The sequence below is a fragment of the Neorhizobium galegae genome, from assembly GCF_021391675.1.
Lineage (GTDB): Bacteria > Pseudomonadota > Alphaproteobacteria > Rhizobiales > Rhizobiaceae > Neorhizobium > Neorhizobium galegae_B.
The window spans coordinates 719,913-744,717 of the sequence record NZ_CP090096.1 but is presented as its reverse complement, the minus strand read 5'-3'; the positions used below and the strand labels follow the sequence as shown (position 1 = coordinate 744,717).

At 63.0% G+C, this 24,805-nt stretch carries 22 protein-coding genes; 13 read left to right on the top strand and 9 right to left on the bottom strand.

Annotated features, from left to right (window positions below; all coding sequences use genetic code 11):
- The first annotated feature begins 35 nt into the window (after nt 1-35).
- The 4 genes from LZK81_RS26255 to LZK81_RS26240 are packed head-to-tail and all read left to right on the top strand — an operon-like array spanning nt 36 to nt 6,036.
- On the top strand, nt 36-1,736 hold the full coding sequence (locus LZK81_RS26255; RefSeq protein ID WP_233956834.1) for a thiamine pyrophosphate-requiring protein: 1,701 nt from the start codon (nt 36-38) through the stop codon (nt 1,734-1,736).
- 12 nt (nt 1,737-1,748) lie between these two features.
- Nucleotides 1,749-2,978 carry an alpha-hydroxy acid oxidase gene (locus LZK81_RS26250; RefSeq protein WP_233956832.1) on the top strand — a complete coding sequence of 410 codons (1,230 nt, stop codon included), beginning with the start codon at nt 1,749-1,751 and terminating at the stop codon, nt 2,976-2,978.
- Nucleotides 2,979-3,007: 29 nt separating this feature from the next.
- Nucleotides 3,008-4,663: a thiamine pyrophosphate-requiring protein gene (locus LZK81_RS26245; RefSeq protein ID WP_233956831.1), complete on the top strand. Its 1,656-nt coding sequence runs from the start codon at nt 3,008-3,010 to the stop codon at nt 4,661-4,663.
- A complete protein-coding gene (locus tag LZK81_RS26240) occupies nt 4,660-6,036 on the top strand; it encodes an FAD-binding oxidoreductase (RefSeq protein WP_233956830.1) in 1,377 nt (458 codons plus the stop codon). The genes LZK81_RS26245 and LZK81_RS26240 overlap by 4 nt, the downstream gene beginning before the upstream one ends.
- A gap of 23 nt (nt 6,037-6,059) precedes the next feature.
- Here the strand turns inward: LZK81_RS26240 and LZK81_RS26235 are convergent, their stop codons facing one another.
- Complete coding sequence (locus tag LZK81_RS26235) at nt 6,060-6,563, bottom strand: hypothetical protein (RefSeq protein ID WP_233956828.1); 504 nt, start codon at nt 6,561-6,563, stop codon at nt 6,060-6,062.
- A gap of 152 nt (nt 6,564-6,715) precedes the next feature.
- On the opposite strand from LZK81_RS26235, the gene LZK81_RS26230 reads away from it, so the two are divergent.
- The 5 genes from LZK81_RS26230 to LZK81_RS26210 all read left to right on the top strand — a co-directional run bounded on the left by LZK81_RS26230 (nt 6,716) and on the right by LZK81_RS26210 (nt 9,543).
- The gene (locus tag LZK81_RS26230) at nt 6,716-7,090 is read left to right on the top strand and encodes a GFA family protein (protein ID WP_233956827.1); all 375 of its coding nucleotides are present in this window, start codon (nt 6,716-6,718) and stop codon (nt 7,088-7,090) included.
- Between the two features lie 59 nt (nt 7,091-7,149).
- The gene (locus LZK81_RS26225; RefSeq protein ID WP_233956826.1) at nt 7,150-7,569 is read left to right on the top strand and encodes a metal-dependent phosphohydrolase; all 420 of its coding nucleotides are present in this window, start codon (nt 7,150-7,152) and stop codon (nt 7,567-7,569) included.
- A 76-nt stretch (nt 7,570-7,645) separates the two neighbouring features.
- The gene (locus LZK81_RS26220) at nt 7,646-8,428 is read left to right on the top strand and encodes an SDR family oxidoreductase (RefSeq protein ID WP_233956824.1); all 783 of its coding nucleotides are present in this window, start codon (nt 7,646-7,648) and stop codon (nt 8,426-8,428) included.
- Between the two features lie 159 nt (nt 8,429-8,587).
- The gene (locus tag LZK81_RS26215; protein ID WP_105439783.1) at nt 8,588-8,821 is read left to right on the top strand and encodes a hypothetical protein; all 234 of its coding nucleotides are present in this window, start codon (nt 8,588-8,590) and stop codon (nt 8,819-8,821) included.
- A 164-nt stretch (nt 8,822-8,985) separates the two neighbouring features.
- Entirely contained in the window at nt 8,986-9,543 is a 558-nt protein-coding gene (locus tag LZK81_RS26210; protein ID WP_233956823.1) for an isochorismatase family protein, read from the top strand.
- Nucleotides 9,544-9,549: 6 nt separating this feature from the next.
- Here the strand turns inward: LZK81_RS26210 and LZK81_RS26205 are convergent, their stop codons facing one another.
- From LZK81_RS26205 to LZK81_RS26175, 7 genes are all read right to left on the bottom strand, one after another.
- Entirely contained in the window at nt 9,550-11,127 is a 1,578-nt protein-coding gene (locus LZK81_RS26205; protein WP_233956821.1) for an ABC-F family ATP-binding cassette domain-containing protein, read from the bottom strand.
- A gap of 310 nt (nt 11,128-11,437) precedes the next feature.
- Nucleotides 11,438-12,301, bottom strand: a complete 864-nt coding sequence (locus tag LZK81_RS26200; protein WP_233956820.1) for a hypothetical protein — start codon at nt 12,299-12,301, stop codon at nt 11,438-11,440.
- A gap of 203 nt (nt 12,302-12,504) precedes the next feature.
- Nucleotides 12,505-13,740, bottom strand: a complete 1,236-nt coding sequence (gene pepT, locus LZK81_RS26195; protein ID WP_233956819.1) for a peptidase T — start codon at nt 13,738-13,740, stop codon at nt 12,505-12,507.
- A 354-nt stretch (nt 13,741-14,094) separates the two neighbouring features.
- A complete protein-coding gene (locus LZK81_RS26190) occupies nt 14,095-15,306 on the bottom strand; it encodes a c-type cytochrome (protein WP_233956817.1) in 1,212 nt (403 codons plus the stop codon).
- A complete protein-coding gene (locus tag LZK81_RS26185; protein WP_233956816.1) occupies nt 15,303-17,069 on the bottom strand; it encodes a GMC family oxidoreductase in 1,767 nt (588 codons plus the stop codon). The genes LZK81_RS26190 and LZK81_RS26185 overlap by 4 nt, the downstream gene beginning before the upstream one ends.
- Before the next feature lie 12 nt (nt 17,070-17,081).
- Nucleotides 17,082-17,834, bottom strand: coding sequence for a gluconate 2-dehydrogenase subunit 3 family protein (locus LZK81_RS26180; RefSeq protein ID WP_233956815.1), 753 nt, complete (start codon nt 17,832-17,834; stop codon nt 17,082-17,084).
- Between the two features lie 149 nt (nt 17,835-17,983).
- Nucleotides 17,984-18,793: an IclR family transcriptional regulator gene (locus tag LZK81_RS26175; protein WP_233956813.1), complete on the bottom strand. Its 810-nt coding sequence runs from the start codon at nt 18,791-18,793 to the stop codon at nt 17,984-17,986.
- Nucleotides 18,794-19,044: 251 nt separating this feature from the next.
- Here LZK81_RS26175 and LZK81_RS26170 point away from each other — a divergent pair, with 251 nt between their 5' ends.
- A complete protein-coding gene (locus tag LZK81_RS26170; RefSeq protein ID WP_233956812.1) occupies nt 19,045-20,463 on the top strand; it encodes a DHA2 family efflux MFS transporter permease subunit in 1,419 nt (472 codons plus the stop codon).
- A 215-nt stretch (nt 20,464-20,678) separates the two neighbouring features.
- Here the strand turns inward: LZK81_RS26170 and LZK81_RS26165 are convergent, their stop codons facing one another.
- Nucleotides 20,679-20,882 (bottom strand): hypothetical protein, encoded by a 204-nt coding sequence (locus LZK81_RS26165; protein WP_046624842.1) that lies wholly within the window; start codon nt 20,880-20,882, stop codon nt 20,679-20,681.
- A gap of 224 nt (nt 20,883-21,106) precedes the next feature.
- On the opposite strand from LZK81_RS26165, the gene LZK81_RS26160 reads away from it, so the two are divergent.
- The 3 genes from LZK81_RS26160 to LZK81_RS26150 are packed head-to-tail and all read left to right on the top strand — an operon-like array spanning nt 21,107 to nt 24,389.
- A complete protein-coding gene (locus LZK81_RS26160) occupies nt 21,107-21,562 on the top strand; it encodes a MarR family winged helix-turn-helix transcriptional regulator (protein ID WP_046604849.1) in 456 nt (151 codons plus the stop codon).
- Nucleotides 21,549-23,279, top strand: a complete 1,731-nt coding sequence (locus tag LZK81_RS26155) for an MFS transporter (RefSeq protein ID WP_233956811.1) — start codon at nt 21,549-21,551, stop codon at nt 23,277-23,279. Before LZK81_RS26160 ends, LZK81_RS26155 begins: the two co-directional genes overlap by 14 nt.
- A gap of 39 nt (nt 23,280-23,318) precedes the next feature.
- Complete coding sequence (locus tag LZK81_RS26150) at nt 23,319-24,389, top strand: HlyD family secretion protein (RefSeq protein ID WP_233956809.1); 1,071 nt, start codon at nt 23,319-23,321, stop codon at nt 24,387-24,389.
- The last annotated feature ends 416 nt before the right edge of the window (nt 24,390-24,805 follow it).

The following is a 24,805-nucleotide window of genomic DNA, read 5'->3' as shown; positions in this document are numbered from 1 at the left end:
GGCGGGTTATTAAATGTTTCCAAGAGGATTGCAGCATGAAACACGAAAAACCGACCGGAACATTCGCCGCCGAGGCAGTTCTGTCGCATATGAAGGCCGCCGGCATCGATGTCCTGTTCGCCAATGGCGGCACCGACTTTCCGTCGATCATCGAGGCGTTTGCCCGCCAGTCCGAAACCGGCCTGAAAATGCCGGAAGCCCTTGTCATCCCGCATGAGGGTGTCGCGGTCGGCATGGCGCACGGCTATTACCTGATGACGTCAAAACCGGCCGGCGTGATCGTCCACGTCAATGTCGGGCTTGCCAACTCGGTCATGGGCCTGATCAACGCCCGATCCGAAAACGTGCCTGTCATGATGTTCTCCGGCCGCACGCCGATCACCGAACACGGCCGTTTCGGCTCACGCTCCTCGCCGATCCATTGGGGCCAGGAAATGTTCGACCAGGGCGGCATGGTCCGCGAAGTGGTCAAATGGGACTATGAACTGCGTTACCCGGAACAGGCAGGCATCGTCATCGACCGCGCCATGAGCATCGCCATGAGCGAGCCGCGCGGCCCGGTCTATCTGAGCCTGCCGCGCGAGGCGCTGGCCGAAGGTGCGGAGGTCGAGATCAGCCACCGCTCGACGGTTACCCCGACGATCTTCGGCCCGGCCGACCCGGAATTGGTCGCTCAGGCTGCCGACCTGCTCGCCAAGGCAAAAAACCCGCTGATCATCACCCAGAGCCCGGAACTCGCTGCGGATTTCGAGCCGCTCGCCGGCTTCGTCGAGAAGTTCGCGCTGCCGACAATCGAGATGTGGGCGACGCGCCTGGCCCTGCCGAGCGACCATCCGATGATGATTGGCCGCGACTCGACCCAGGTGCTGAAGGAAGCCGACGTCGTGGTGGTGATCAATGCCGCGGTTCCGTGGATTTCCGACCATACCGCCCCCGCCGAAGGCGCCAAGATCATCGCCATCGGCCCGGATCCGCAGCATAGCCGCGTGCCGATCCGCAGCTTCCCGATCGACATCGCGCTTGCGGGCGGCGTCAACAAGACGATCGCGGCCCTTGCCGCTGCGATGTCAGAACGCGTGCCGGCCAGCGAAACCTTCTCCGAACGCCGCGAGAAGTGGGCCAAGGTGAAGGCAACCCAGGTGGAAGCCGCCGCCAAGCGCGCCGCGATCGGCAATGGGTCACCGATGACGCCCGCCTATGTCAGCGCTTGCGTCTCCGCCATCATGGACGAGAAGACGACTGTCGTGAACGAACTCGGCATCGATCCATCGGTGATGGAGTTCAAGCATCCGAAATCCTACTTCTCGACCCCGCTTTCCGGCGGTCTCGGCTTCGGCCTGACCGCAGCGCTCGGCGCCCAGCTTGGAGACCGCAGCCGCCAGGTGATCGCCACGATCGGTGACGGTTCCTACATGTTCGCCAACCCTGTCGCTTGCCACCAGACCGCGACCGCGCTGAAACTGCCGCTGCTGACGGTCGTCTTCAACAACGGCATCTGGAACGCCGTGCGTCGCTCGACGCTCTACATGTATCCGGACGGCAGCGCCGCGACCGCCAACACCATGCCGATCACCGCGCTCGATCCGGCTCCGGACTATGCCGCCGTCGCCCGCGCCCATGGCGCCCATGCCGAACGCGTCGAGACCGGCGCCGACTTGCCGGCGGCGCTGCAGCGGGCATTGGCCTCGACCAGGAGCGGCCAGCAGGCCATGATCGAAGTCATGGTTTCCTACTGAGAGGCGTCGGACATGGGGGGAGCCAGGAACGACGCAAGGACGACAGAAACGCTGGCGGAACTCCGCCGACGTTATCCGATGGTCGGCGACCTGGAGAAACGGGCGAAATGGCGTATTCCGCGTTTTGCCTACGAGTTCCTGCAGGGCGGCGCCGGCGATGAAACCGGCCTCAACCGAAACCGGACAGCGCTGCAGGCGGTCGAGGTCGTGCCGCGTTACGGGCTGGACGTGTCCAAGGTCGACACCTCGGTTGAGCTCTTCGGCCATCGTTATGCCGCCCCGATCGGCATTTCGCCGATCGGCTTCGACGGCATGATGTGGCCGGGCGCCACCGAACAGTTCGCCAAGGCCGCCCAGGCCCACAACATCCCTTACATGGTCGGCACGCTCGCCTGCGCGACGATCGAAAAAGTCGTGGAATGGGCCCCAGACGTCACCTGGTTCCAGCTCTACCCGATGGCGCCGAACAATCACCAATACAGTCTCGAAATGGCCGAGCGCGCCCGCATCGCCGGCGCCAAGGTTCTGGTCGCGACGCTCGACGTGCCGGTGCGCGCCAAGCGCCCGCGCGATCTTCGCAACGGCCTCACCATGCCCTTCAAGCTGACGCCGAAGACGATGTTGGCTGCGGCCTTGGCCCCTTTCTGGCTGGATGCGATCCGCCGCAAGGGCATGCCGACCTTCGCCAACATGGCTGGTTTCGCCGGCGCCCCGGACCGCGTGACGACCTCTGCCTTCGTGCAGCGACATATTGGCGGCGGCTTCCCCTGGGAGCAGATCGCCCGGCTGCGCGACAAATGGCTGGGGCCGATGATGGTCAAGGGCGTCATGCACCCGGCTGACGCCGAGAAGGCGCTGGAACTCGGCCTCGACGGCGTCGTCGTCTCGAACCACGGCGGCCGCCAGTTCGATGCGGCACCTGCGACGATCGACGTGCTGCCGGAAATCGCCCGCACGGTCGGCACACGTGGTACGGTGCTGTTCGACAGCGGCGTCGTGTCCGGCGTCGACATGGTGCGCGCGGTTGCCTGCGGTGCCCATTCGTCGTTTGCCGGCCGTGCCTTCATGCTCGGCCTTGCCGCACTCGGAGACCATGGCGCCACGCATATGGCGCAGGCCTTCATCGAGGAATATCGCATCACGCTCGGCCAGAGCGGGCTTTTGAATACCGGAGAGGCCCGTCGCGCGCCGGTGCGCCATCCCGGCGCCTGGACACGACAAGACTTCGAACCTCACCTCTAATCGACCATGTCTCCGGGGAGGAGAAACCCATGAAAGTTGCCGACGCCATCGTGGAAATTCTGAAGCGCGAGGGGATCGAGGTCATCTGCGGCTACCCCGTGAACCACGTTCTCGAACATGCGGCCATGGGCGGTATCCGCCCGATCATCGTGCGCCAGGAGCGCCACGGCCTGCACATGGCCGACGCCATGTCGCGCCTCTCTTCCGGCAAGACGATCGGCGTCTTCGCCATGCAGCTCGGACCGGGCACGGAAAATGCCTATGGCGGCATCGCCCAGGCCTATTCGGAATCCGTGCCGCTGCTGGTCCTGCCGATGGGCTACGAGCGCCGCGTCGCGCATGTCGATCCCAACTACAATGCCACCCGCTCGATGCGCGACATCACCAAGTCCGCCGAGCCGATCACCTCGGCCGCCGAAATCCCGAACATTTTTCGACGCGCTTTCTCCAAATTGCGGAATGGCCGCGGCGGTCCGGTTCTGGTCGAAATCCCGAACGACATGTGGCAGGACGAGGTGCCGGAACCGCTGAACTATCGCCCGGTTCTTTCCACCCGCTACGGGCCGGACCCGATTGCCGTGCGCGACGCGGTCGACCTGCTGCTCGCCGCCAAGCGGCCGATCCTCTATGCCGGCCAGGGCATTCACTACGCGCAGGCCTGGCCGCAGCTGAAACAGCTCGCCGAACTGCTGGCGATCCCGGTTTCCACCAGCCTCGAAGGCAAAAGCGCGTTTCCGGAACCCCATCCGCTCTCCGTCGGCGCCGGCGGTGCGGCGATTTCCAAGACCCTACGCCATTTCCTCGATAGTTCCGACCTGATCTTCGGCATCGGCTGCTCCTTCACCGAGACTGCCTTCGGTGTGCAGATGCCGCTCGACAAGACGGTCATCCACGCGACGCTCGATCCCGATCACGTCAACAAGGACATCGAAGCCAAGGTGGCGCTGGTCGGCGACGCGGCGCTGACGCTCGACGCGGTGCTTGCCGAGCTCGAAGCCCGCAAGGTTTCTCCGCGCGACCATACGGAAGTCGCCGCCGAAATCGCCAAGGTGCAGGAAGAATGGCTTTCCGAATGGATGCCAAAGCTCACCTCCGACAGCAAACCGCTGTCGCCCTACCGCGTGCTCTGGGATTTGCAGCACACGGTCGATATCGAAAACACCATCATCACCCATGATGCCGGCAGCCCCCGCGACCAACTTTCGCCGTTCTGGAAGTCGGTAAAGCCGCTCACCTATATCGGCTGGGGCAAAACGACCCAGCTCGGTTACGGCCTGGGCCTTGCCATGGGCGCCAAGCTGATGCATCCGGACAAGCTCTGCATCAATGTCTGGGGCGATGCGGCGATCGGCTTTACCGGCATGGATTTCGAAACCGCAGTGCGCGAGCGCCTGCCGATCCTGTCGATCCTGCTCAACAATTTCTCGATGGCGATGGAACTGCCGATCATGAAGGTTTCGACGGAGAAATACCGCTCGACCGACATTTCCGGCGACTACGCCGCCTTCGCCCGCGCGCTCGGTGGTTACGGCGAACGCGTCACCGAACCAAGCGAGATCATCCCGGCGATCAAGCGCGGCATCGAGCAGACGCAAAAGGGTGTGCCGGTCCTCCTCGAATTCATCACAACGCAGGAAATCGCCCGTTCGCGCTACCATCGCATGCTGACCGGTGAGAAAAAGTGACCTCCCTGCAATCCACCCTCGACGCCCTGAAGCTCCATTTCGGCGACCGGCTTTCGACCACCGAAGCGGTGCGTGAACATCACGGCCACGACATGTCCCGGCAGCCGACAAGGTTGCCGGATGCGGTTGTCTATGCCGAAAACGAGGACGAGGTGGCGCGCGTCGTCTCCGCCTGTTTCGAGGCGGGCATACCGGTGACGCCGTTTGCGGCCGGCTCCTCGATGGAGGGCCACACGATCCCGCTGAAGGGCGGCATCTCGCTCGACCTCACCCGCATGAACCAGATCGTCCAGGTCAATCATGAGGATTTCGACGTTCAGGTGCAGGCGGGCGTCACCCGCAAGCAGCTCAACGCCCATATCCGCGATACCGGCCTGTTCTTCCCCGTAGATCCCGGCGCCGACGCCTCGATCGGCGGCATGGCCTCGACCCGGGCCTCCGGCACCACCGCCGTGCGCTACGGCACGATGCGCGAAAACGTGCTGGCGCTGCGTGTGGTCACACCGCAAGGCAAGATCATCACCACCGGCCGCCGCACGAAAAAGTCTTCTACGGGTTACGACCTGACCAAGCTCTATGTCGGCGCCGAAGGCACGCTCGGTGTCATCACCGAGGTCACCGTCAGGCTGCACCCGATCCCGGAAACGATCGCCTCTGCCGTCTGTGCCTTTGATACCATGCGCGGCGCGGTGGAAGCCGTCGTCGCGACTATCCAGAGCGGCATCCCGGTCGCCCGGATCGAATTCCTCGATGAAGTGGCGGTCGAGGCTGCCAACCGGCATGCCGGCCTGACGCTGAAACTGGCGCCGACCCTGTTCCTGGAATTCCACGGCAGCCCGCGCTGGGTGGAGGAGCAGTCGAACACGGTTCGCGAGATCGCCAACGAGTTTGGCGGTTCGGATTTCGAATGGTCGACCCGCACCGAGGACCGCGAGCGGCTGTGGAAGGCCCGCCACGAGACGATCTATTCCAACCAGACGCTGCGCCCCGGCTGCAAGGCGTTTACGACAGATGTCTGCGTGCCGATCTCGCGGTTGGCGGAGGCGGTGCTCGCCGCCCGCGAGGACATCGATAATTCCTTCGTGATGGGCAAGATCATCGGCCATGTGGGCGACGGCAATTTCCATGTCGGTTATCTGATCAAGCCGGAAATCCCCGAAGAGCTGGCCGAAGCCGAGCGCCTCGCCGAACGGCTCTACCAGCGCGCCATGGACATGGGCGGCACGTTCAGCGGCGAACACGGGATCGGCATTTCGAAGCTGAAATATCTCCGCCGCGAACATGGCGGCGCGGTCGACATGATGAATGCCATCAAGGCCGCGATCGACCCGAAGGGCATCATGAACCCCGGTAAGCTGGGTCAGGTGGAGTGAAGGCGGGCAGAGCCCTCAGATGATCATCGGCTGAGATCAATGCGACTGGTCACCACCGGTTTGCCGCTCGAAAGGTCCTTGTCGACCGTCTGGAGCCTGAGGCGGTCGTTGCCGATCTTCTCGATCGTCATGTTGGCGACGCGATCCCCGTTGATCACCCTCGCCCAGCGGACGCCGAGATTGATCGCATTGCCGCGGCGGTTGCCGGAAAGCACTGAAGGCTGGCCGGAGGGCCCGACATAGGTGCCGCTATAACCGCGATCCGAAGCCTGGAGATCGGCCGATATGCTGCGCCGGACGACCAGCAGGCCTCGGCAGTTTCCCTGCATCGAAAGGGTAGTCGCCCCGGCCGTCGAGGTGAAGTCGCAGACGACATTGATGGGTTTGCCTCCGATGCGGGTCAGGACAGTCCCGTTGCCGCTCCAACTGCCGGCAAGCGTCTTTAGAAAATCGCCCTCAGCCGCCGAAGCTAAGGTCGGCGAGAAAGCCGAGGCGATAAACGCGGCGGAGACTAGAAACGAGCGCATGGCGATAATCCCATCTGTGTCTGCTTCGAACGCCGGCCAAGCCGTTCCGTTCCACAAGGCCCCCAGGCGGCCGCCTCGGAACCCGGCGGATCTCTTCCCTTCATCCTCCCCTGCCCTAACTGCATTTTCCGGGCGAGGAAGAAGGAGCGAGTATGATCATCCGGTCTGGAAGTTGCCTTTGCGGCAAGGTGCGGTATTCGGTGAAGGATGCGCCGATCAGGATCGGGCTCTGCCATTGCGCCGATTGCCGCAAGGAAAGCGGCTCGAGCTTCGTCACGTTCGGCATCTGGCCGCGGCATGGCTTTGAAAGCACAGGCGAGGTCAGATATTTTCATGGGCGCGGTTTCTGCCCCGAATGCGGCTCGCGCGTCTTCAACGAGAGCGACGACGACGAGATCGAAATCCGCGTCGGATCGCTCGACATGGCGCCGACCGATCTCGAACCGGTCTACGAAATATGGGTGAAGCGGCGGGAGAACTGGCTGAGCCCGCTTCCCGTCCCTCAATTCGAGGAAGACCGCAACTGACGCGTTGTCGTCACGCCAGGACCCTATAGAGCGCCGCCGAGCGGACGGGAGACAGACAAATGTCGGAACTGATCGACAAGGCGATTGTCATCGCGACGAAGGCCCATCAAGGACAGTCGTCGAAAACCGGCGGCCCGTTCATCGACCACGTCCGGCGCGTCGCCGAAAACGTCGCCGGCGAGGACGAAAAACAGGTTGCCTGGCTGCATGACGTGGTCGAGAAAGGTCCCGGCTGGACATTCGAGCGGCTGGGCCAAGAAGGCTTTTCCAAAGCAGTCGTCGATGCCGTCGACGCGATGAGCAAACGCGATGGCGAGGAATATTTCGCCTTCGTTCGCCGCTCGATCGAAAACCCGCTCGCCCGACCGGTGAAGCGCGCTGACCTCACCGACAATCTTGCCCAGATGCGCCAGATGGGCGGCGACGGTTCGAAATTTGCCGAAGGCCTGCGCATCCTCAACGAGCGATATCCATCCTGACCCCGGGAACCTTGCGCCATCCCTTGCCGTTCGTTTTCGCGCGGCAGAAGCCGCGATCCAGCGACAGGATGGGCACATGGAACTTGAGAATCAGGTGGCTCTGGTCACAGGAGCAGGCTCGGGCATCGGCAAGGCGGCAGCGATGAAACTCGCGGCGGAAGGCGCAAAAATCGCCCTGCTCGGCCATACGAGAACCGAGATCGAAAAGACTGCCCAGGAGATAGAGAAGGCTGGCGGAGAAGCGCTCGTGCTCGAAGCGGACGTTTCCGACGAGAACCGGATGCGCGAAGCGATCGATCAGCTTGCGGAAAAATTCGGGCGGCTCGACATCGTCGTCGCCAATGCCGGCATCAACGGTGTCTGGGCGCCGATCGACGACCTGAAGCCGGAAGAATTCGACAGGACGATCGCCGTCAACCTGCGCGGCACCTATCTGACGCTGCACCTCACCGTGCCGCGTCTGAAGGCGCAGGGCGCCGGCTCGATCATCGTCGTCTCTTCGATCAACGGGAACCGCACCTTCACGACACCCGGCGCCACCGCCTATACCGCCACCAAGGCCGCGCAGGTGGCGATGGTGCAGCAGCTGGCGCTGGAACTCGGCAAGCACCACATCCGCGTCAACGCCGTCTGCCCCGGCGAGATCGAGACCAATATCGGCGACAACACCAAGCTTCGCCACGCGCAGGAAACCGCAATTCCGGTGGAATGGCCGGAGGGCCAGGTTCCGATCAGCGACGGCAAGCCGGGAAAAAGCGAGGACGTCGCCGAAGTCATCGCCTTCCTCGCCTCCGACCGCTCCCGGCATGTGACGGGCACGCCGATCTACGTGGACGGCGGCCAGGGGCTGCTGAGGTAGGATTGTTTTTCCGCTTTGAGCGGCGCTGCCGACGTTGTGCCGTCGAACGGGGAGACAGCCGGTTGAACGGCGGGCATAGGACTTCAGTCCCAATCCTTCTCGTGGAACCCGGCCCCTCAATCCGCGTTCATGTCGCGCAAAAGATTGAGGAAACACCGAATGAAAAACCTGCTTCTCGCATCGGCCCTGGCCATTTCTTCGATTCTCTCGGTCGCCGGCCCGTCCGACGCCGCGAGCGTCACCATTACCACCAATGAGCGGATCGCCCCGCGTCACACCGTCCGCGAAGTCTACCGTCCATATCGTCCCCGCCATCGTGACTGCATGGTCAAGAAGGTGAAGACCCGCTACCACGGCCGGGTCGTCGTCAAGACCACCCGCGTCTGCCGCTGAACGCCAGATCGCAAACGAGAGAGGGCGGCGGCGATCGGGCCGCCCTTTCCTGGCTGACCGGCCAGTTGACAGATGCCGCGAGCGATCGGGCCCTCAGCGCGAAGATATGGGTTGAAATCCGCAGGGAATCCGGCAATTTCCCTGTCCTGAATGGAGGCAAGCCCATGTCCAGCATATCAGCGGAAAAAGCACCGGTCATCGTCATCGACCTGCAGACCAACATGTTCGACGGCCTTGTCGAGCCACCTCTCCATGATGCGGATCTCCTGACCGACCGCGCCCGCAAGGTGATCGACTGGGCGCGGCGCGACGGCCGGGCGATCGCCTTCGTGCGCCATGACGGGCCGGAGGGCGATCCGCTGGCGCCGGGAGAGCCGGGCTGGCCCGTCTGGCCGGCACTCGGCCAGCGGGACGACGAGCCGACCTTCTCGAAAACCGTCCGGGACTCCTTCAGCAACCCGGAACTCGGCGCATGGATCGAGAGCCAGGGCGCGCCCGAAGTGGTTATCCTCGGCGCGCAGACGGATTTCTGCATCGCCGGCACGGTGCAGGGGGCGATCGCGGCCGGGCTGAAGGTGACGGTGGTTTCCGACGCCCACAGCACGCTCGACCAGCCGCCGGAGAGCGCCGCCGCCATCATCCGCCGCTACAATGCCCAGTTCGCCGAGGCCGGCGTCAATCTGGTGACGACCGAGGCGCTGACCGGTGCGCCGGCCGCCTGATCGGCTCTAACCCAACGCCAGCCGGCGGGTGATGCCGATCGCCTCGAGAAACACCTCGTCATGGCTGACGACCAGCAGCGCGCCGTCATAGGCGCGCAACCCGGCCTCGACCGCGGCGATGGAATCGATATCCAGATGGTTGGTCGGCTCGTCGAGGATGAGCAGCGGCGGCGGCTCTGGCCCGCCGAGCACGCAGGCAAGCCCCGCCCGCAGCATCTGCCCGCCCGACAGCGTGCCTACCACCTGCAGCGCGGCATCGGCACGGAACATGAAGCGGGCGAGCGCCGCACGCCCGGCATTTTCGTCCGCCTGCGGATTGAGACGCCGGAAATTGTCGCGGATCGAGAGCGTCGGATCGAGCAGGCTCACCCGCTGGTCGAGCATGGCGGATCTGACCGGCACCCGCACCGTGCCCGAGAAGGGCGACAGGCTACCGGAAATCAGCGATAGCAGCGTCGTTTTTCCCGAACCGTTAGGACCGGTGACGGCGATGCGTTCCGGCCCGGTGATCTCGAAGGAGAAGTCGTGCAGGACCGGCTTTTCGACCTCGTAACCGGCGGTGACGTTGTCGATCCTGAGCACGTCCCGGCTCGCCGGCAGGCCGGTCGGCGGCAGCGTCACTGAGAGCGGCTGCAGGATCTCGATCTTTTCACGCGCGGCGGAGATGTCGTCGGCCGATTGGGTTCGCAGCCGCTCGGCAAGCCGGGCATTGTCGCCGCTGGTGTTTTCCGCCCGCCGCTTCATGCCGCCGGCGACGATACGCGGCATGTCGCCCCGCGCGGCCTTCTTCTTGCCGGCGCTGTCCTTGCGCGCCTTGCGCTCAGTGGTTTCCTGCGCCGTGCGGCTGACCTCCGCCATCCGCTTTTCGGCGTCAGCAAGATCGTGCTCGGCGGCGGCCAGTTCCAGCGCCTTGCGCTCCCGGTAGCGGCCCCAGTTGCCGCCATAGCGGGTGGCATCGAGCGAGGTTAGCTCGACGATCGCGTCGACGGTCTCCAGAAGCTCGCGGTCGTGGCTGACGATGATCGCCCCACCGCGCCAGCCGGCGAGCAGGTCTATCACCGCTTGGCGGCCGGCTCGGTCGAGATTGTTGGTGGGCTCGTCGAGGATCAGGAAATCCGGCCCGGTGAAGATCAGTGCCGCCAGCCCCGCGCGGGTGCGCTGGCCGCCCGACAGCGTTTCGAGCGGCGTGTTCGCATCCGCGTCGAGCCCTGCCCGTGCCAGAGCTTCTGCCATGCGCGACTCCAGCATCCAGTCGGCATCGGCGAGTTCCTCGGCGGAGGCCTCGCCCGCTTCCGCGCGGGCAAGAATAGCCAACGCGCCGCGCGTGCCAAAAAGGTCGGCGATCGTCTCACCGGTCGCGACCTGCACGCTCTGGCGCAGCATGTCGAGGCTGCCGGAGACGGAGACCGTCCCGGATGCGGGCGTCAGTTCGCCGGTGATCAGCCTGAGCAGCGTCGTCTTGCCGACGCCGTTGCGCCCGACCAGGGCGGCGCGTTCGGGCCCGAAGCTGAGGTTCAGATTGGAAAAAAGCGGCCGGCCGTCAGGCGTGGACCACGAAAGATTGGCAAGCGTAATGGAAGGCATGGACGGATTCCCGAATGGCAAGGCAAAGCGGCGTTGCGTTTCGGCTGGAATCCATGATCCACCATCCTGTTGGTGCTGCAGATGGCGATTTTTTAGGCGGAAAATGCGGCGCGTTCAAGACTGGGAAGGAGATGGCTCGCGGGGTAGTGTCAGGGTTCCTTGTCTGTTGACCGGAGGCAACAGGAGATGCCTCACCAACTTTAAAGCACATCCCGCCGGGTATTGTCCTTGCTCGGCATTGACCATTTTGGGTATATCTTTGCGGTGGCGAAAACGGGCACGATCCGATGGATCATGAACGGAGAAGGCATCAACGGGCTGGCTCAGATACGGCCGTCACCACCGGAGAATAGATGTGGGGTTCCTGCATGGAGATGCTGCGAAGGTGGGCATACCAGTCATCGATCATCCCGGCGATAGTTCCCTTTAGGAGCGACAGATACTCACTGTCGCTGAGCGCCGCAACGTCCTCTTCGGTCATGTTGTCGGGAACATGGGTTCGATCAACCTGATCCTTGGATGTCGAATCTTTCCAGACCTCTACCGCGCTCTGAAAGCGATCAGCTTCCAGCATGAGCGAAAGCAGCAGCTTATTTGCGGACATGTCTGGGCCATCGGCCTCGCCTTCATTGATCGGACTCTCCACTTCGGGCGCGGGAACGACCGGTGCACCATCGGGGCCAAAAACTGTGACGTCGAATGTCAACTCGGCGAAGAATTTAAGGATGCGGGCGGTCCTGTCCTGGGCCAGGGCCATTCCTTCAAGACCTGCCTCCTCGGTGTCGAAGCCGATGGAGGAATAGTCGAAGCCGTCGGCAAGTTCCGCCACGCCGCCTTCATAGATTCGTGCCAGGACAACATCGCCGATCTTGATTTCGAACTTTAATTTGCTGGGGTGATTGCTCGCCGTTGAATCGGCAATTTGCTCCGCTGACGGCGGCGGCAACCCGATGACATCGTCGAGATCGGGAGCTGTCGAGAACTTCCCGAAAGCATCATAGATAAACTCACTGACATCGCTGCTTCCTGAGTCGTCAAGCAAGGTTGCTGGCGAAGATGGGTTCTCCGAAGCCGTGGGTTTCGTGCCCACAGTAGCAGGCGTTTCCGCACCCTGCAGAAGCTTGAGCGCGTATGTATTGGTTACGCCAAGCATCGAACTGCCAATCGTCGTCATCTTACCCCCGTGTCCAGATTTTCCGGACCAAACGACGTTGTGATCAAAATGATCGCAACACATCACCAGCGGCGGAGATGCAATTTCCGAGGTTAGCGGGAATGGCTTGCACGTAACTTGCGATAGCGGAACAAGGAAGCCGCATCGCCCCCTCTTCAGGAATACACCGGCTTCCTATTGTCTTGATGGACGCTCAAGTGCGGTTACGCTCGCTCCTCCCACAGTTTTGCAAGCTCCACCACCGTCTTCACGGCCAGTTCCATGTCCTGACTGCTCACGAATTCCAGTGGCGAGTGGAAGGCGTGGCCGCCGGCGAAGAGGTTGGCGCAGGGCAGGCCCATGAAGGAGAGGCGGGAACCGTCCGTGCCGCCGCGGATGCTGCCGCGCACCGGGGTCATGCCGGCCCGGCTGATCGCCTCGACCGCGTAGTCGACGATGCCCGGATGCTGGTCGAGCACCACCTTCATGTTGCGGTACTGTTCCTTGACGGTGAAGGTGTAGGTCGAGCCCGGATAGTCGGCGATCACCTGTCTGGTGATCTCCTCGAGCAGGGTCTCCTTGGTCTTCAGGCCCTCCTCGGTGAAATCGCGGATGATGAAGGAGAGGTTCGCCTTCTCCATCACGCCGGACATGCCGGTCGGGTGGATGAAGCCGTCGCGGCCCCTGGTGGTCTCCGGCGCCATGTCCTTCGGCAATCTGGCGATGATGCCGCCAGCGATCTTGATGGCGTTTTCCATCTTGCCGAAGGCGAAGCCCGGATGCATGGCGACGCCCTTGATGGCGATCTCCACAGCATCGGCCGAAAACGTCTCGTCCTCGATGGTGCCGGCGGTCTCGCCGTCCAGCGTATAGCCGAAATCAGCGCCGAGCTTTGCGAGATCCACCTTGTCGACGCCCCGGCCGATCTCCTCGTCGGTCGTGAAGAGGATGCGGATCGCGCCGTGCTTGACGTCCGGGTTGTTGATGAAGAATTCGGCCGCCGACATGATCTCGGCAATGCCCGCCTTGTCGTCGGCGCCGAGCAGCGTGGTGCCGTCGGAGGTGACGATGTCGTTGCCGATCTGGTCCTTCAGAACCGGATGTTCGGATACCCGGATCACCTGGTTCTTGTCGCCGACGAGCTGGATATCGCCACCCTGATAGTTTTTCACGATCTGCGGCTTGACGTTGGTGCCGGAGAAGTCCGGCGCCGTGTCCATATGGGCGCAGAAGCAGATGACCGGCACGTTGTTCTTCGAAGTCGTCGCCGGGATCGTCCCGTAGATATAGCCGTGCTCGTCGAGATGCGCATCGGTAATGCCGATCGCCAGCATTTCCTCGACCAGCAGCCGGCCGAGATCCTTCTGCTTCATCGTCGAAGGCTGGGAGGGCGACTTGGCGTCCGATTGGGTGTCGATGACGACATAACGGAGGAAACGATCGGTAACGCTGTCGGCCATGGTTCTCAAATCCAAATTGTAGAACGGAATAATGGAGTTGTAGCGGGTGAAGGCCGGGGCGTGAATGGGGTGTGTAGGGAAATCGTCTTGTTCCTGGGCGGTGGTATGCACCTCCTCTTGGTGGGCCAATCGCAATGGAAGGAAACAGCGCAACAGGCCGATCTCCCCCCTTGAGGGGGAGATGCCTGGCAGGGCAGAGGGGGGTGCTGCGGCATACTCTTCGACAATTGAGTTTGCGGCACCACCCCCCTCTGTCACCTCTGGTGACATCTCCCCCGCATGGGGGGAGATCAGTGGGAGCTTGCCGCCCGCCTGTCTCAAGGAAGGCAGAGCCTGGCGAAATTCTCGCAACGTCTACCGCTGCACCCCGATATCCGACGCCCCAACCGAGGGGGCGGCGTTGCCCCAGCTGTTGCGGACATAGGTGAGCACGGCGGCCACCTGCTCGTCGGACAGGCGCCAGCCGAGCGAAGGCATGGCGGGTGTCGTTTTCGCCTGCGGCGTATGCACCGCCTGGCTGCCCTGCAGCACCAGACGCATCAGCGTCTCCGAGCTCGGCTGCTGCACGATCGAGCTCCCGGCCAGCGCTGGGAAGAGCTGGCTGGCCCCTTTGCCGTCGCCGCCGTGGCAGGCGGAACAGGTGTCGTGGTAGATCGCCGCCCCTACCTTCATGCGCGCATCGCTCGCGGGGATCGGCTGCGGTTTTTGTGCCGGTCCGCCTTCGGTGCTCTTGAGATAGGTGGCGATCGCCTTGACGTCCTCGTCGGCCATGAGAGAGGTCGAGGCCTGGATCGCCTCCGCCATTGGCCCCGAGGCGATCGTATGCCCGTTGGTGCCGGTCTTCAGGTACTGGACGATCTCGTCCTCACTCCAGCTGCCGATCCCGATATAGGAGTTGCCGGTGATGTTGGGCGCATACCATCCCTGCAGCGAACCACCCTGCAATGCTTCGCTGGTCTCGTCGGCGCCGAGCGCGGTTTTTGGCGAATGGCAGGTGCCACAATGGCCGGGACCCTGGACGATATAGGCGCCGCGGTTCCATTCGGCCGATTTCGACGGGTCGGGGCGGAATTCGCCGGGCGTGAAGTTCAGCATGTTCCAGCCCATCATCGATAGGCGGATATTGAACGGGAACGGCAGCTGGTTGGATTCGACCGGGTTGAAGACCGGATCGACCGTCCTAAGATAGGACCAGAGATTGCCGACGTCCTTGTCGGTCATCTTGGTATAGGCCGGATAGGGCATGGCGGGGTAGAGCCGCTTGCCGTCATGGCCGATACCGTTCTTCAAAGCGCTGCGGAAGTCCGCCTCCGTCCAGTTGCCGATACCCGACGCCTTGTCGGGCGTGATGTTCGGGGGAATGATCTGGCCAAAGGGTGTTTCGAGCGGCAGCCCGCCGGAGAGCGGTTTTGCCCCCGGCGCGGTGTGACAGGCGGCGCAATCGCCGAGGATCGCCTGATAGCGGCCGCGGATGATCTCGTCCGCCTGGTCGGGCGCCTGGGCGAATGCGAGGCCTGCCGAGAGCGTCGTTGCGGCAAGGGTGAGGGAAAAGACGATTCTGCTCATGCCGACACCAGAGGTTGGCCCGGATTGCGGAGATATTGCTGGCGGATGACATCCGCCGCATGGAACGCCAAGGCGCCAACCGTGCCGGTCGGGTTCTTGCCGGCATTGTGCGCGAAGGCGGAAGCGCCGATGACGAAGACGTTGGCGACATCCCAGCTCTGCAGGTATTTGTTGACGGCGCTGGTCTTGGGGTCCGTGCCCATGATCGCCCCGCCGGTATTGTGAGTGCTCTGGTAGGGCACCGAGTCCCAGCCCTTCTTGCGGCGGGTATTGGTATATTGCCGGCCGCCGAAGGCCTTGGCGATGTCCTCCATCCGGTCAGAAACCCAGTTCGACATGCGGATGTCGTTGTCCGGAAAATCGAAGGTGAAGCGCAGGAGCGGCCGCCCGAACCGGTCCGTATAGGTCGGGTCGAGATCGAGATAATTGCCGCGGGTCGGGTAGCTCGATCCTTGGGAGGAAAAGCCGAGCGTCGACTTGTAGGACTTGACGGTCGCCTTCTTCCAATCGCTGCCCCAGCGCGGCGTGCCGGGCGGGGTCGGGCGGGTCTGGATCGGCCGGCCGTTCGAGGGGATGCAGTTGATGCCGGCACCGCCGACGAAATCGAGCGGTCCGTGGTCGAAGGCATCGCCGTTATAGTCGTCCACCGTCTGGCCGAGCGCGCCGGCGGCGATGAACGGATTGAAGTTCTTGTCGTCGAAGAACACCTGAGCGCCGGCATTGGTCTGGTAGCAGTAGTTGCGCCCAATCGTGCCTTCGCCGGTATTCGGATCGTAGATCTGGCCGATGCCCGACAGCATCATCAACCGGACATTGTGCAAACCGTAGGCGCAGAGAAGCACCATGTCGGCCGGCTGGAAGAATTCCTCGCCCGACGTGTTGACGTAGGTGACGCCGCGGGCGTGTTTCTTCGAGGCGTCGAGATCCACATGCAGGACTTCGGAGTCTGTGCGGACCTCGAAATTCTTCTTCTTCATCAGCACCGGCAGGATGGTGGTCTGGGCAGAGGACTTCGAATAGTTGGCGCAGCCGAAGCGTTCGCAGAAACCGCACATGGTGCACTGGCCCATGGCGATGCCGAGCGGGTTGATATAGTCCTTGGAAAGGTTCGCGGACGGCGTCGGGAACGGGTGCAGGTTCAGCGACCTGGTCACCTCGGCAAACAGCGTCGGCGCATAGGTCATCTGCATCGGCGGCAGCGGATAGTCGCGGGCGCGCGGATCCTCGAACGGATTGCCGCCCTCCTGGATCTGGCCGCTGATATTGCCCGCCTTTCCGGAAATGCCGGCGAGATATTCGAAGCGGTCGAAGGATTTTTCCATCTCGGCGCCGGTCACGCCCCAGTTCTGCAATTGCAGGTCCTGGATGCGCCCTGCGCCATAACGATCCCTCAGGTGGTCGGCGATCTGGAAATCGCTGTCCCAGAACCGCCAGGTATGGCCGTTCCAATGAACGCCGGCGCCGCCCACTCCGTTTCCGGGCAGGAAGGATCCGTAGTCCCGCATCGGCAGCGCCGTCTGCGAGGTGCTGTTGCGCATCGTCATCGCTTCGACGGCCGGCTGCAGGAAGAGATCGCGGCGGATGCCGTAACGAAGCTCGTCCTGGGCATAACCGATGTTGAAATCGGTGGCGGTATCACGCCACGGGCCGCGTTCGATCGCCACGACGTCGAGCCCGCCCTCGGTCAGTTCATGAGCAAGGATCGCGCCTGTCCAGCCAAGGCCGACGATCACGACGTCCTTGCGGGGTAGAATAGTTGTCATGTTTTCAGGTCCCTACCTGGTCATCCATTCCATCGAGCCTGCGATCGAAACCGGAGGCAGGGGATAGGGTTGGTTGTGTTTGGAAACGTGGTCGCGGTAATCGTATCGCGCGCCGGGGAATCCCAGCATCTTCCACGAGGCCATGTCCTTGTTGCCGCCATAGATCGGGTCGGCGAAAAAGCCTTCCATCACGTTGGCGAGCATCAGGTTGAAGAAGGACTTGGCATCCACCTTGTTCGGCAGGGTGATCTTGCCGGCTTCGAGATCCTTGAGCACGGCGTCCTGGTCGGTTGGCGCTAGTTCGGCGAAGCGCTTGCCGCCCTTGGTTTCGCGGGTGAACGCGTTCAGCGCGGCTATCCCGGATCGGTAGCGCTGGGCCGGCGTGTCAGGCGCCTGATAGCCTTGCGTCGCCAGGCCGGGCATGAACGGACCCTTGGTATAGAGCCGGCTCGACGTGCCGTAGGAGCCCACGAGCTGCCGGTCGAGATAGAGAACGCAGCCGGCATCCTTGCCACCGAGCGACAGATCGTCCGCCGGCACCAGCCGGTCGGCGACCGCTTCCATGGTTTGCGCCTCTTCCGGGGTGAAGAACAGCCAGCCTCCAGGCTTCACCTGCACCGGCGGATCGGCGGAACGTGCCTCCCAGGGCAGGCTGCCGGAAATGCTGCGCGCCATCACGGGCGCAGCGCTGCCGGCCAGAATGGTAAAAGCGACGGAAGAAAGGAATTGGCGCCGCGTGGGGCGCTTAAGACAGTGGGTTTCCATAGGAAGACCTCCCCGGAGAGAAAAGGTCGGTGACGCGCCAAAACGACGTGCGCCGATGAGATCGAACCGAACGGTTCAACGATTCACCTAGAGCAGGTCCGACCCGCGGCAACCCTTCTGGAACATTAAATCGTCACTGCTGCCGCGCGTCAGGAATCGCCGGCACCGAGCGGGCCGCGATGCCCCAGACGGGCCGAGATCGCTCGCGCCGCGACAAGCAGCGGCTCGGCAAAACCGTTGAGGTTCTTCAGCGACAGGCGCTGGACGGGACCCGCGACCGCGACCGCGCCGACCACTTCCGACTGGGCGTCGTGGATGGGTGCGGCGATGGCGCGCATGCCGAGTTCGTTCTCCTCGTCTTCCACCGCGTAGCCGAGGCGGCGGATATTGCCGAGTAGTTTCTGCAGCTTGTCCGGATCGGTGACGGTTTTCGAGGTCCGCAGCGGCAAGGGCGCCGCGGTGAGCGCAGCAATGCGGCTTTCCGGCTGGAAGGCAAGCAGCGCCCGGCCGGCCGCCGTCGAATGATAGGGCGCGCGCATGCCGATCTCAGCGCTGATGCGCACCGCCTGCCGGGACGGCTGGACGCGGACATACATGATCTCCGGTCCGGCCGGCACGGCGAGCAGCACCGTCTCGTCCGTCTCCTGCCTGAGATCCATCAGCACCGTGCGCGCTTCCGTGGAGAGGTCCATGCGGTTGCGCACCAGCGAGCCGAGACCGAACAGCCCGAGCCCCAGCCGGTAACGGCCGGTCTCGCGGTTCTGCTCGAGAAAATCCTCCGCCATCAGCGTCACGACCAGCCGGTGGACGGTGCTCTTGGCGATACCGAGACGACGGGCAAGCTCGGTGACGCCGATCTCCGCATCGTCACCCTCGAAGGCTTTGAGGATGCGGATCGCCATCGAAACCGAGGAGAGCCGGCTCTTCTGGTCCTCATCCTGCGCGCCCGTGATCTTCATTTCAGTTGTCGCTCCCATGACAATCTGCCGGCACCCATCCGGATAACACGTGCCGTCGACCCGGCAACACAAAAGCGCCGTTGACAGCCTAATATCCAAAGGAATATCCTGTATATGGACCGGCGTTCCGTATAGAAGAACACATGACGGCGACTCAAGCAAGCGGAAACACCATCGGTGACCGCGCGGTTTGGTGGCCCGCCAGGAACCGGGCTTGCGAAACAAGGACTTGAAACAAAGAGAATACTAAATTGGATACCCCAAAAACCGTGCCGCTGATCGTCGCATCGGCCCTCATCATGCAGCAGATCGATTCGACGGCGATCGCCACGGCCCTGCCGACGATTGCGGACGCACTCGGCGAACCGCCGCTCGCATTGCATTCGGCGATCACCGTCTACGTGCTGTCGCTCGGCGTGTTCCTGCCCTTGAGCGGCTGGCTCGCCGACCGTTTCGGCGCCCGGTTGGTGTTCTGCTCGGCGATTGCGCTGTTTACCTTCGCCTCGCTGCTCTGCGCCGCCTCGACCACCCTCACCATGCTGATCGCGGCCCGCGCCCTGCAGGGTTTCGGCGGCGCGCTGATGCTGCCGACGGCACGGCTGATCCTGGTGCGCTCCGTCCCGCGCGAAGAACTGGTTTCCGCCATGGTGCTGATGAGCATGCCGGCCGTGGTCGGCCCCGCGATCGGGCCGCTGCTTGGCGGTTTCATCACCGGCATCAGTTCGTGGCACTGGATCTTCTGGATCAACTTGCCGGTCGGCATCGTCGCGATCATCCTGACGCTTATGCTTATCGACAAGATCCCGCCGACCGAACGCACGTCCTTTGATTTTCAGGGCTTCATCCTCACCGGCTTCGGCATCGGCGCGGTCATCTTCGGCTTCGATTCTCTCGCCCGCGGCATGAATTCGAGCGCTTTGATCCTGGCTGTGGTCGGCATCTCCCTGCTCGGCCTCTACATCCGGCATGCGCACAAGACGCCGAATGCCATTCTCGACCTGAAACTCTTTCGCTACCCGACATTCCGCTCGAGCGTCACCGGCGGTTCGCTGTTCCGGATCAGTATGGGCGCCCTGCCCTTCATGCTGCCGCTGCTGATGCAGGAAGTTTTCCATTACACGCCGCTGCAATCCGGCGCGATCACCTTCGTCTCGACGATCGGCGCCTTCGGCATGCGAACCATGACGAGACGCATCCTGCGTCGTTTCGGCTTCCGCAACGTGCTCCTCTGGAACGCGCTGATCGCCAGCGCGTCGATGGGCCTGCTCGCCACCTTCACGCCCGCTACGGCGCCGGTCGTCATGGTCCTCATCATCCTGCTCGGCGGCTTCTTCCGGGCTTTGCAGTTCACCTCGCTCAACACGCTGACATTCGCGGAAACCGAAGACCCGGAGATGAGCCACGCCACGTCACTGTCGCAGATGGCGCAGCGCATCGCCCAGAGTACAGGCGTCGCGATGTCGGCCATGCTTTTACATTATTTTTCCGGCGGCTCCGAGACGCTCACCAACTTCGCCTTCGCGATGTCCTTCGTCATTATCGCGATCATTTCCGCATCTTCGTGCTTCTCCTTCTTCCGCCTGTCCGAGACGGCCGGCGACGTGCTCGCGGGCCGCAAGAAGGTGAAGGAAGAGCCGATCGTGGCCGAACAGGCCGATGCGGCGGAGTAAGGCGGCGGCGGCTAGAGCCACGCACGGGAGTATTAAAGCTCGCCGACCTTTGCCGGCGAGCCCTCCGCGGCTGCGACCCCGTTTTGTGATCGGTTGCAGCCGACATGAGCAGAGGCGCGAACGAGCCCACGGCCAGGCAGTCCAGCTACGGATGCGCGGGCGGTTCGCGGAAACGCGATCGTTTCATCTCTTCGATCCTTCAGTCCGCGAGCGGACTATTGGACGAGGGAAGCGAGGTTTCGTGTCGTTGGAGCTTTGGTCGGCGTTGCGTCGACCGGGACGATATCGACTACCTCGGACAGCAGGAACTGCTTCGGAGAACCGCAGATGGTTGCGTAGACGATCCGGTCTAGTATTTTCAGGCTTTCGGACACGAATGTCCTTTGGTCGCCATTGTCGAGCACCGATACAACGTACATGTTGATCCCATAGAGGTTAGGCGCGCAGGTCATTCGCGCACCAACATTCCTAAGCCAGCCATGGTTAACGCGACGTTAATCCTGGGAGACCCCGTGCCAAAAGTGGCGCTTCCCTGACCATCCGCCTCCGAAATTCACGCCTTACGCTCCGCCCCTTGAAACAAATTAGTTGGCATGCTAACTAATGCACATATAAAACTTAGCACACTAACCTTAAGCTCACGATGAAACCTGATCCAATCGCATCTGAATTCCTTGAGGCGCTGACCAAGGTCAGCCGCAAGATCCGCACGGCATTCAACCAGCAGGTGACGGCACATGGGCTGACTTATCCGCGCGCCCGCGCCCTGTTCCGCCTCGCCAAGAAGCAGAACATGACGCAGAGCGAGCTTGCGTGCGAGCTGGAACTCGAACAGGCGACCATGGTGCGCCTGCTCGACCGGATGGAGGAGAACGGCCTGATCGAACGCCGGCCGGACCCGAACGACCGCCGCGTCAAGCTTCTGTTTCTGACGGTCCATGGCGAGGAACAGGCAAACCTCGTCCGCTCGATCGGCGACCGCATGCGCGAGCAGATCTTTCAGGACATCGATGCCGGCCAGATGCATGTCGCCATGGCCCTGTTCGAGCGGATCACGGCCAATATCGGCGAGCTGGAGGACATCGATGTCCCCGCGTGAGACAGCAGCAAGGCAGGAAGACGCAACCATCATACGGCCGGATTTCCGCAGAAACGCGGAGCCGGCCGAAACCGTTGAGGCAATCGAGGCCCGGCCTGAGCCCGCTTCCCCACCTGCCCCGGCCGCGCCGCCTGCCTTCGTGCCCAAGTCGCATAGAATGGTCGCCGCCTACATGCTGGCCGGCACGCTGATTGCGCTCACGCAAGGGCTCGGCATGAGCTTCATCTCCACCAACCTGCAGCAGATCGCCGGCCCGATGGATCTGACCCAGACCGAAGCCACCTGGCTGATGGCGGCCTATCTCTTCCCGAATGCCAGCCTGACGCTGCTGCTCTTCAAAGTGCGGGCCCAATACGGCCTCCGGAACTTCGCCGAGGTGGCGATCGTCGTCTATGTGCTCGTCTGCCTGGCGCATTTCTGGACGGACAGTTACGAAAGCGCGCTGGCACTGCGCTTCTTCGCAGGCGTCGCCGCAGCGCCGATGACGTCGCTCGGTTTCCTCTATATTCTCGAGCCGGTTGCCCCGGCAAAGAAGTTGAGCATCGGCCTCTGCGTCTCGCTGACGGCGCTGGCCCTCCCCTCGCCGGTGACCGGCATCATCTCGCCCTATCTGCTGGATATCGGCGGTTATCATGCGCTCTATCTCGTCGAGATGGGGCTTGCCATGGTCTCGCTCGGCCTCGTCTACGTGCTGCCGCTCGCCTCGCCGCCGCGTGCGAAAGTGATCAGCAGCCTCGATGTCATCAGCTACGTCTTCCTCGCCATCGGGCTCGGCTGTTTTGCCGTGGTGTTCACCGTCGGCCGGCTCTACTGGTGGACGGCGGTCGACTGGCTCGCCTGGATGATCATCGCCGGCATCGCTGCTTCGGCGATCTTTGCCGCGATCGAGCTCAACCGGAAGAACCATCTGGTCGATATCCGCTGGCTCACCTCCCGCGAAATCCTGCATTTCACCGGCGCTCTGATGGTGTCTCGCCTCGTGTTTTCCGAACAGACCAGCGGCGCGATCAATTTTCTGCGCAATGCGGGCATGCTGAACGAGCAGATGGCCGGGCTCTACTGGGTCATCCTCGCTGGTGCCGTCGCTTCAGGCGTCGTCTGCGCCATCATCATGAAGCCCGGCCGCGCCTCGGCGATCCACGCCGTCTCGCTGCTGCTGGTGGCGGTGGGCAGCTACATGGACAGCCAGTCGACCATCCTCACCCGGCCGGAACAAATGTATCTCAGCCAATTCCTGGTGAGCTTCGCGAGCGGCCTCTTCCTGCCCCCGGCGCTGATGATCGGCATGGGCGCTGCGATGAAACGCGGCCCGAGCTACATCCTCTCCTTCATCGTCGTTTTTCTCGCCACCCAGAAGATCGGCGGTTATCTGGGCAGCGCCCTTTACGGCACCTTCGTGCAGTGGCGCGAGCAGTTCCATTCCTTCCGGCTGGTCTCCGAGCTCGCCTCGACCGATCCGCTGGTGGCAACCCGGCTGAATCAGCTCGGCGGCGCCTATGGCAAGGTGCTGACAGACCCCAACCAGCAGGTGGTGCAAGGCGCCGCCCTTTTCGCCAGGCAGGTGCAGCAGCAGGCCTATGCGCTCGCCTACAACGACTCCTTTCTGCTGACCGCCTGGGCCTCGCTCGCCGCGCTTGCCTTCCTTCTCCTCCACGTCGCCTGGCGCAACCGCCACCGGCTTTTGCCAATCAAGACCCCGACGCCCGCCGCTGCCTGAAGCCCCGAGCAGAGCCCGAAAACAAGAAACGAAACTGCCATGTCCAAGATCTTCCGCTTCATCGCCACCTATGTGGCACTTGCCATCGGCGCCGCCGGCATTGTCGTGGTGCTTTATGCCTGGAACCTGCCGCCCTTCCACGGCACGCTCGAGACGACCAACGACGCCTATGTGCGCGGCCAGGTGACGATCCTCAGCCCGCAGCTTGCCGGTTACCTCACTGAGGTGCCGGTCCAGGACTACCAGAGCGTCAGCCGAGGCGACCTGATCGCCAGGATCGACGACCGCATCTACGCCCAGAAGCTGGAACAGGCCAAAGCGGCGCTCGCAACAGCAGAAGCTTCGCTCTCCAATTCCGAACAAAGCCGCAAGTCGGCCGAAGCCAAGATCCAGTCCGCCAAGGCCGCCGTCGAAAGCGCCAACGCCGCCTTCGATGCCGCCAGGACCACCTACGACCGCACTCAGAGCCTGCTCGAAAAGAACATCGCCACCCAGAGCGAGGCCGAAAAGAACCGCGCCGCCTTCAACCAGGCGCAGGCCGCCGTCCACCAGGCCGAAGCCGCCGAACTCGTCACCGAGCAGGACCTCAACACAATCGTGGTCAGCCGCAAGTCGCTGGAAGCCAATGTCGAAAGCGCCAAGGCGGCGGTGAAGCTTGCCGAAATCGACCTTGCCAATACCCGCATCACCGCCCCGCAGGACGGTACGCTCGGCGAGGTCGCCGGTCGCATCGGCCAGTATGTCTCGATCGGCACCCAGATCGGCTCAGTCGTGCCTACCAAAGTCTGGGTGGTCGCCAATTTCAAGGAAACCCAGCTCGGCGGCATGACTGCCGGCCAGAAGGTGACCTTCACCGTCGATGCCCTGGGGCATGAAAAATTTACCGGCCGGATCGAGCGTTTCGCGCCGGCCACGGGTTCGGAATTCTCGGTCATCAAGGCCGACAACGCCACCGGCAACTTCACCAAGGTTGCCCAGCGCATTCCGGTCCGGATCGCCATCGAGCCGCGACAGAGACTCACCGACAGGCTCGTCCCTGGCATGTCGGTGGTCGCAAGCGTGGACCTCGCGCAAGACGGTGCGGCTCTGGCCGAGGCCAAGCTCGACTGATCGCCAACTGGTGATCAGGAACTCGCCTCTGACGATCCGACGGACAACGCCCCGCGCCTGTTCGGTATTCTTGCGGAGCGCTTTGTTATCGGTCGGCTGGATCTGTGCGCCGGCGCGCATGAAACGGGTGGTCGCCACTCGTTTTCGGCCTGTAATGCTAGGGGCCTCATGTTACGGGAGCTCCAACATGTCGCCATTGTTGGCACCGCACGCATCTCCGCCGGGCATCGCAATAGTCACGAATTCCAAGCCCATCGAAGCTCTGCGGCGCGAGAAACCGGCGTCGCAGTGGACCACGCTGAAAAGACCCGCGTGTTCGTCGGTGCCCCTGGCGAGGCGTCCTCCGGTGCACCATCCACGCCACACGCACCATTCCTTATTTGACGCGCCGCAGCAATCGACTAACATTGGTGGAA

Coding starts and splice junctions, on each gene's coding strand:
- LZK81_RS26255 (WP_233956834.1), top strand. CDS start 36: ATGAAACACGAAAAACCGACCGGAACATTCGCCGCCGAGGCAGTTCTG.
- LZK81_RS26250 (WP_233956832.1), top strand. CDS start 1,749: ATGGGGGGAGCCAGGAACGACGCAAGGACGACAGAAACGCTGGCGGAA.
- LZK81_RS26245 (WP_233956831.1), top strand. CDS start 3,008: ATGAAAGTTGCCGACGCCATCGTGGAAATTCTGAAGCGCGAGGGGATC.
- LZK81_RS26235 (WP_233956828.1), bottom strand. CDS start 6,563: ATGCGCTCGTTTCTAGTCTCCGCCGCGTTTATCGCCTCGGCTTTCTCG.
- LZK81_RS26230 (WP_233956827.1), top strand. CDS start 6,716: ATGATCATCCGGTCTGGAAGTTGCCTTTGCGGCAAGGTGCGGTATTCG.
- LZK81_RS26225 (WP_233956826.1), top strand. CDS start 7,150: ATGTCGGAACTGATCGACAAGGCGATTGTCATCGCGACGAAGGCCCAT.
- LZK81_RS26220 (WP_233956824.1), top strand. CDS start 7,646: ATGGAACTTGAGAATCAGGTGGCTCTGGTCACAGGAGCAGGCTCGGGC.
- LZK81_RS26215 (WP_105439783.1), top strand. CDS start 8,588: ATGAAAAACCTGCTTCTCGCATCGGCCCTGGCCATTTCTTCGATTCTC.
- LZK81_RS26210 (WP_233956823.1), top strand. CDS start 8,986: ATGTCCAGCATATCAGCGGAAAAAGCACCGGTCATCGTCATCGACCTG.
- LZK81_RS26205 (WP_233956821.1), bottom strand. CDS start 11,127: ATGCCTTCCATTACGCTTGCCAATCTTTCGTGGTCCACGCCTGACGGC.
- LZK81_RS26200 (WP_233956820.1), bottom strand. CDS start 12,301: ATGACGACGATTGGCAGTTCGATGCTTGGCGTAACCAATACATACGCG.
- pepT (WP_233956819.1), bottom strand. CDS start 13,740: ATGGCCGACAGCGTTACCGATCGTTTCCTCCGTTATGTCGTCATCGAC.
- LZK81_RS26190 (WP_233956817.1), bottom strand. CDS start 15,306: ATGAGCAGAATCGTCTTTTCCCTCACCCTTGCCGCAACGACGCTCTCG.
- LZK81_RS26185 (WP_233956816.1), bottom strand. CDS start 17,069: ATGACAACTATTCTACCCCGCAAGGACGTCGTGATCGTCGGCCTTGGC.
- LZK81_RS26180 (WP_233956815.1), bottom strand. CDS start 17,834: ATGGAAACCCACTGTCTTAAGCGCCCCACGCGGCGCCAATTCCTTTCT.
- LZK81_RS26175 (WP_233956813.1), bottom strand. CDS start 18,793: ATGAAGATCACGGGCGCGCAGGATGAGGACCAGAAGAGCCGGCTCTCC.
- LZK81_RS26165 (WP_046624842.1), bottom strand. CDS start 20,882: ATGTACGTTGTATCGGTGCTCGACAATGGCGACCAAAGGACATTCGTG.
- LZK81_RS26160 (WP_046604849.1), top strand. CDS start 21,107: ATGAAACCTGATCCAATCGCATCTGAATTCCTTGAGGCGCTGACCAAG.
- LZK81_RS26155 (WP_233956811.1), top strand. CDS start 21,549: ATGTCCCCGCGTGAGACAGCAGCAAGGCAGGAAGACGCAACCATCATA.
- LZK81_RS26150 (WP_233956809.1), top strand. CDS start 23,319: ATGTCCAAGATCTTCCGCTTCATCGCCACCTATGTGGCACTTGCCATC.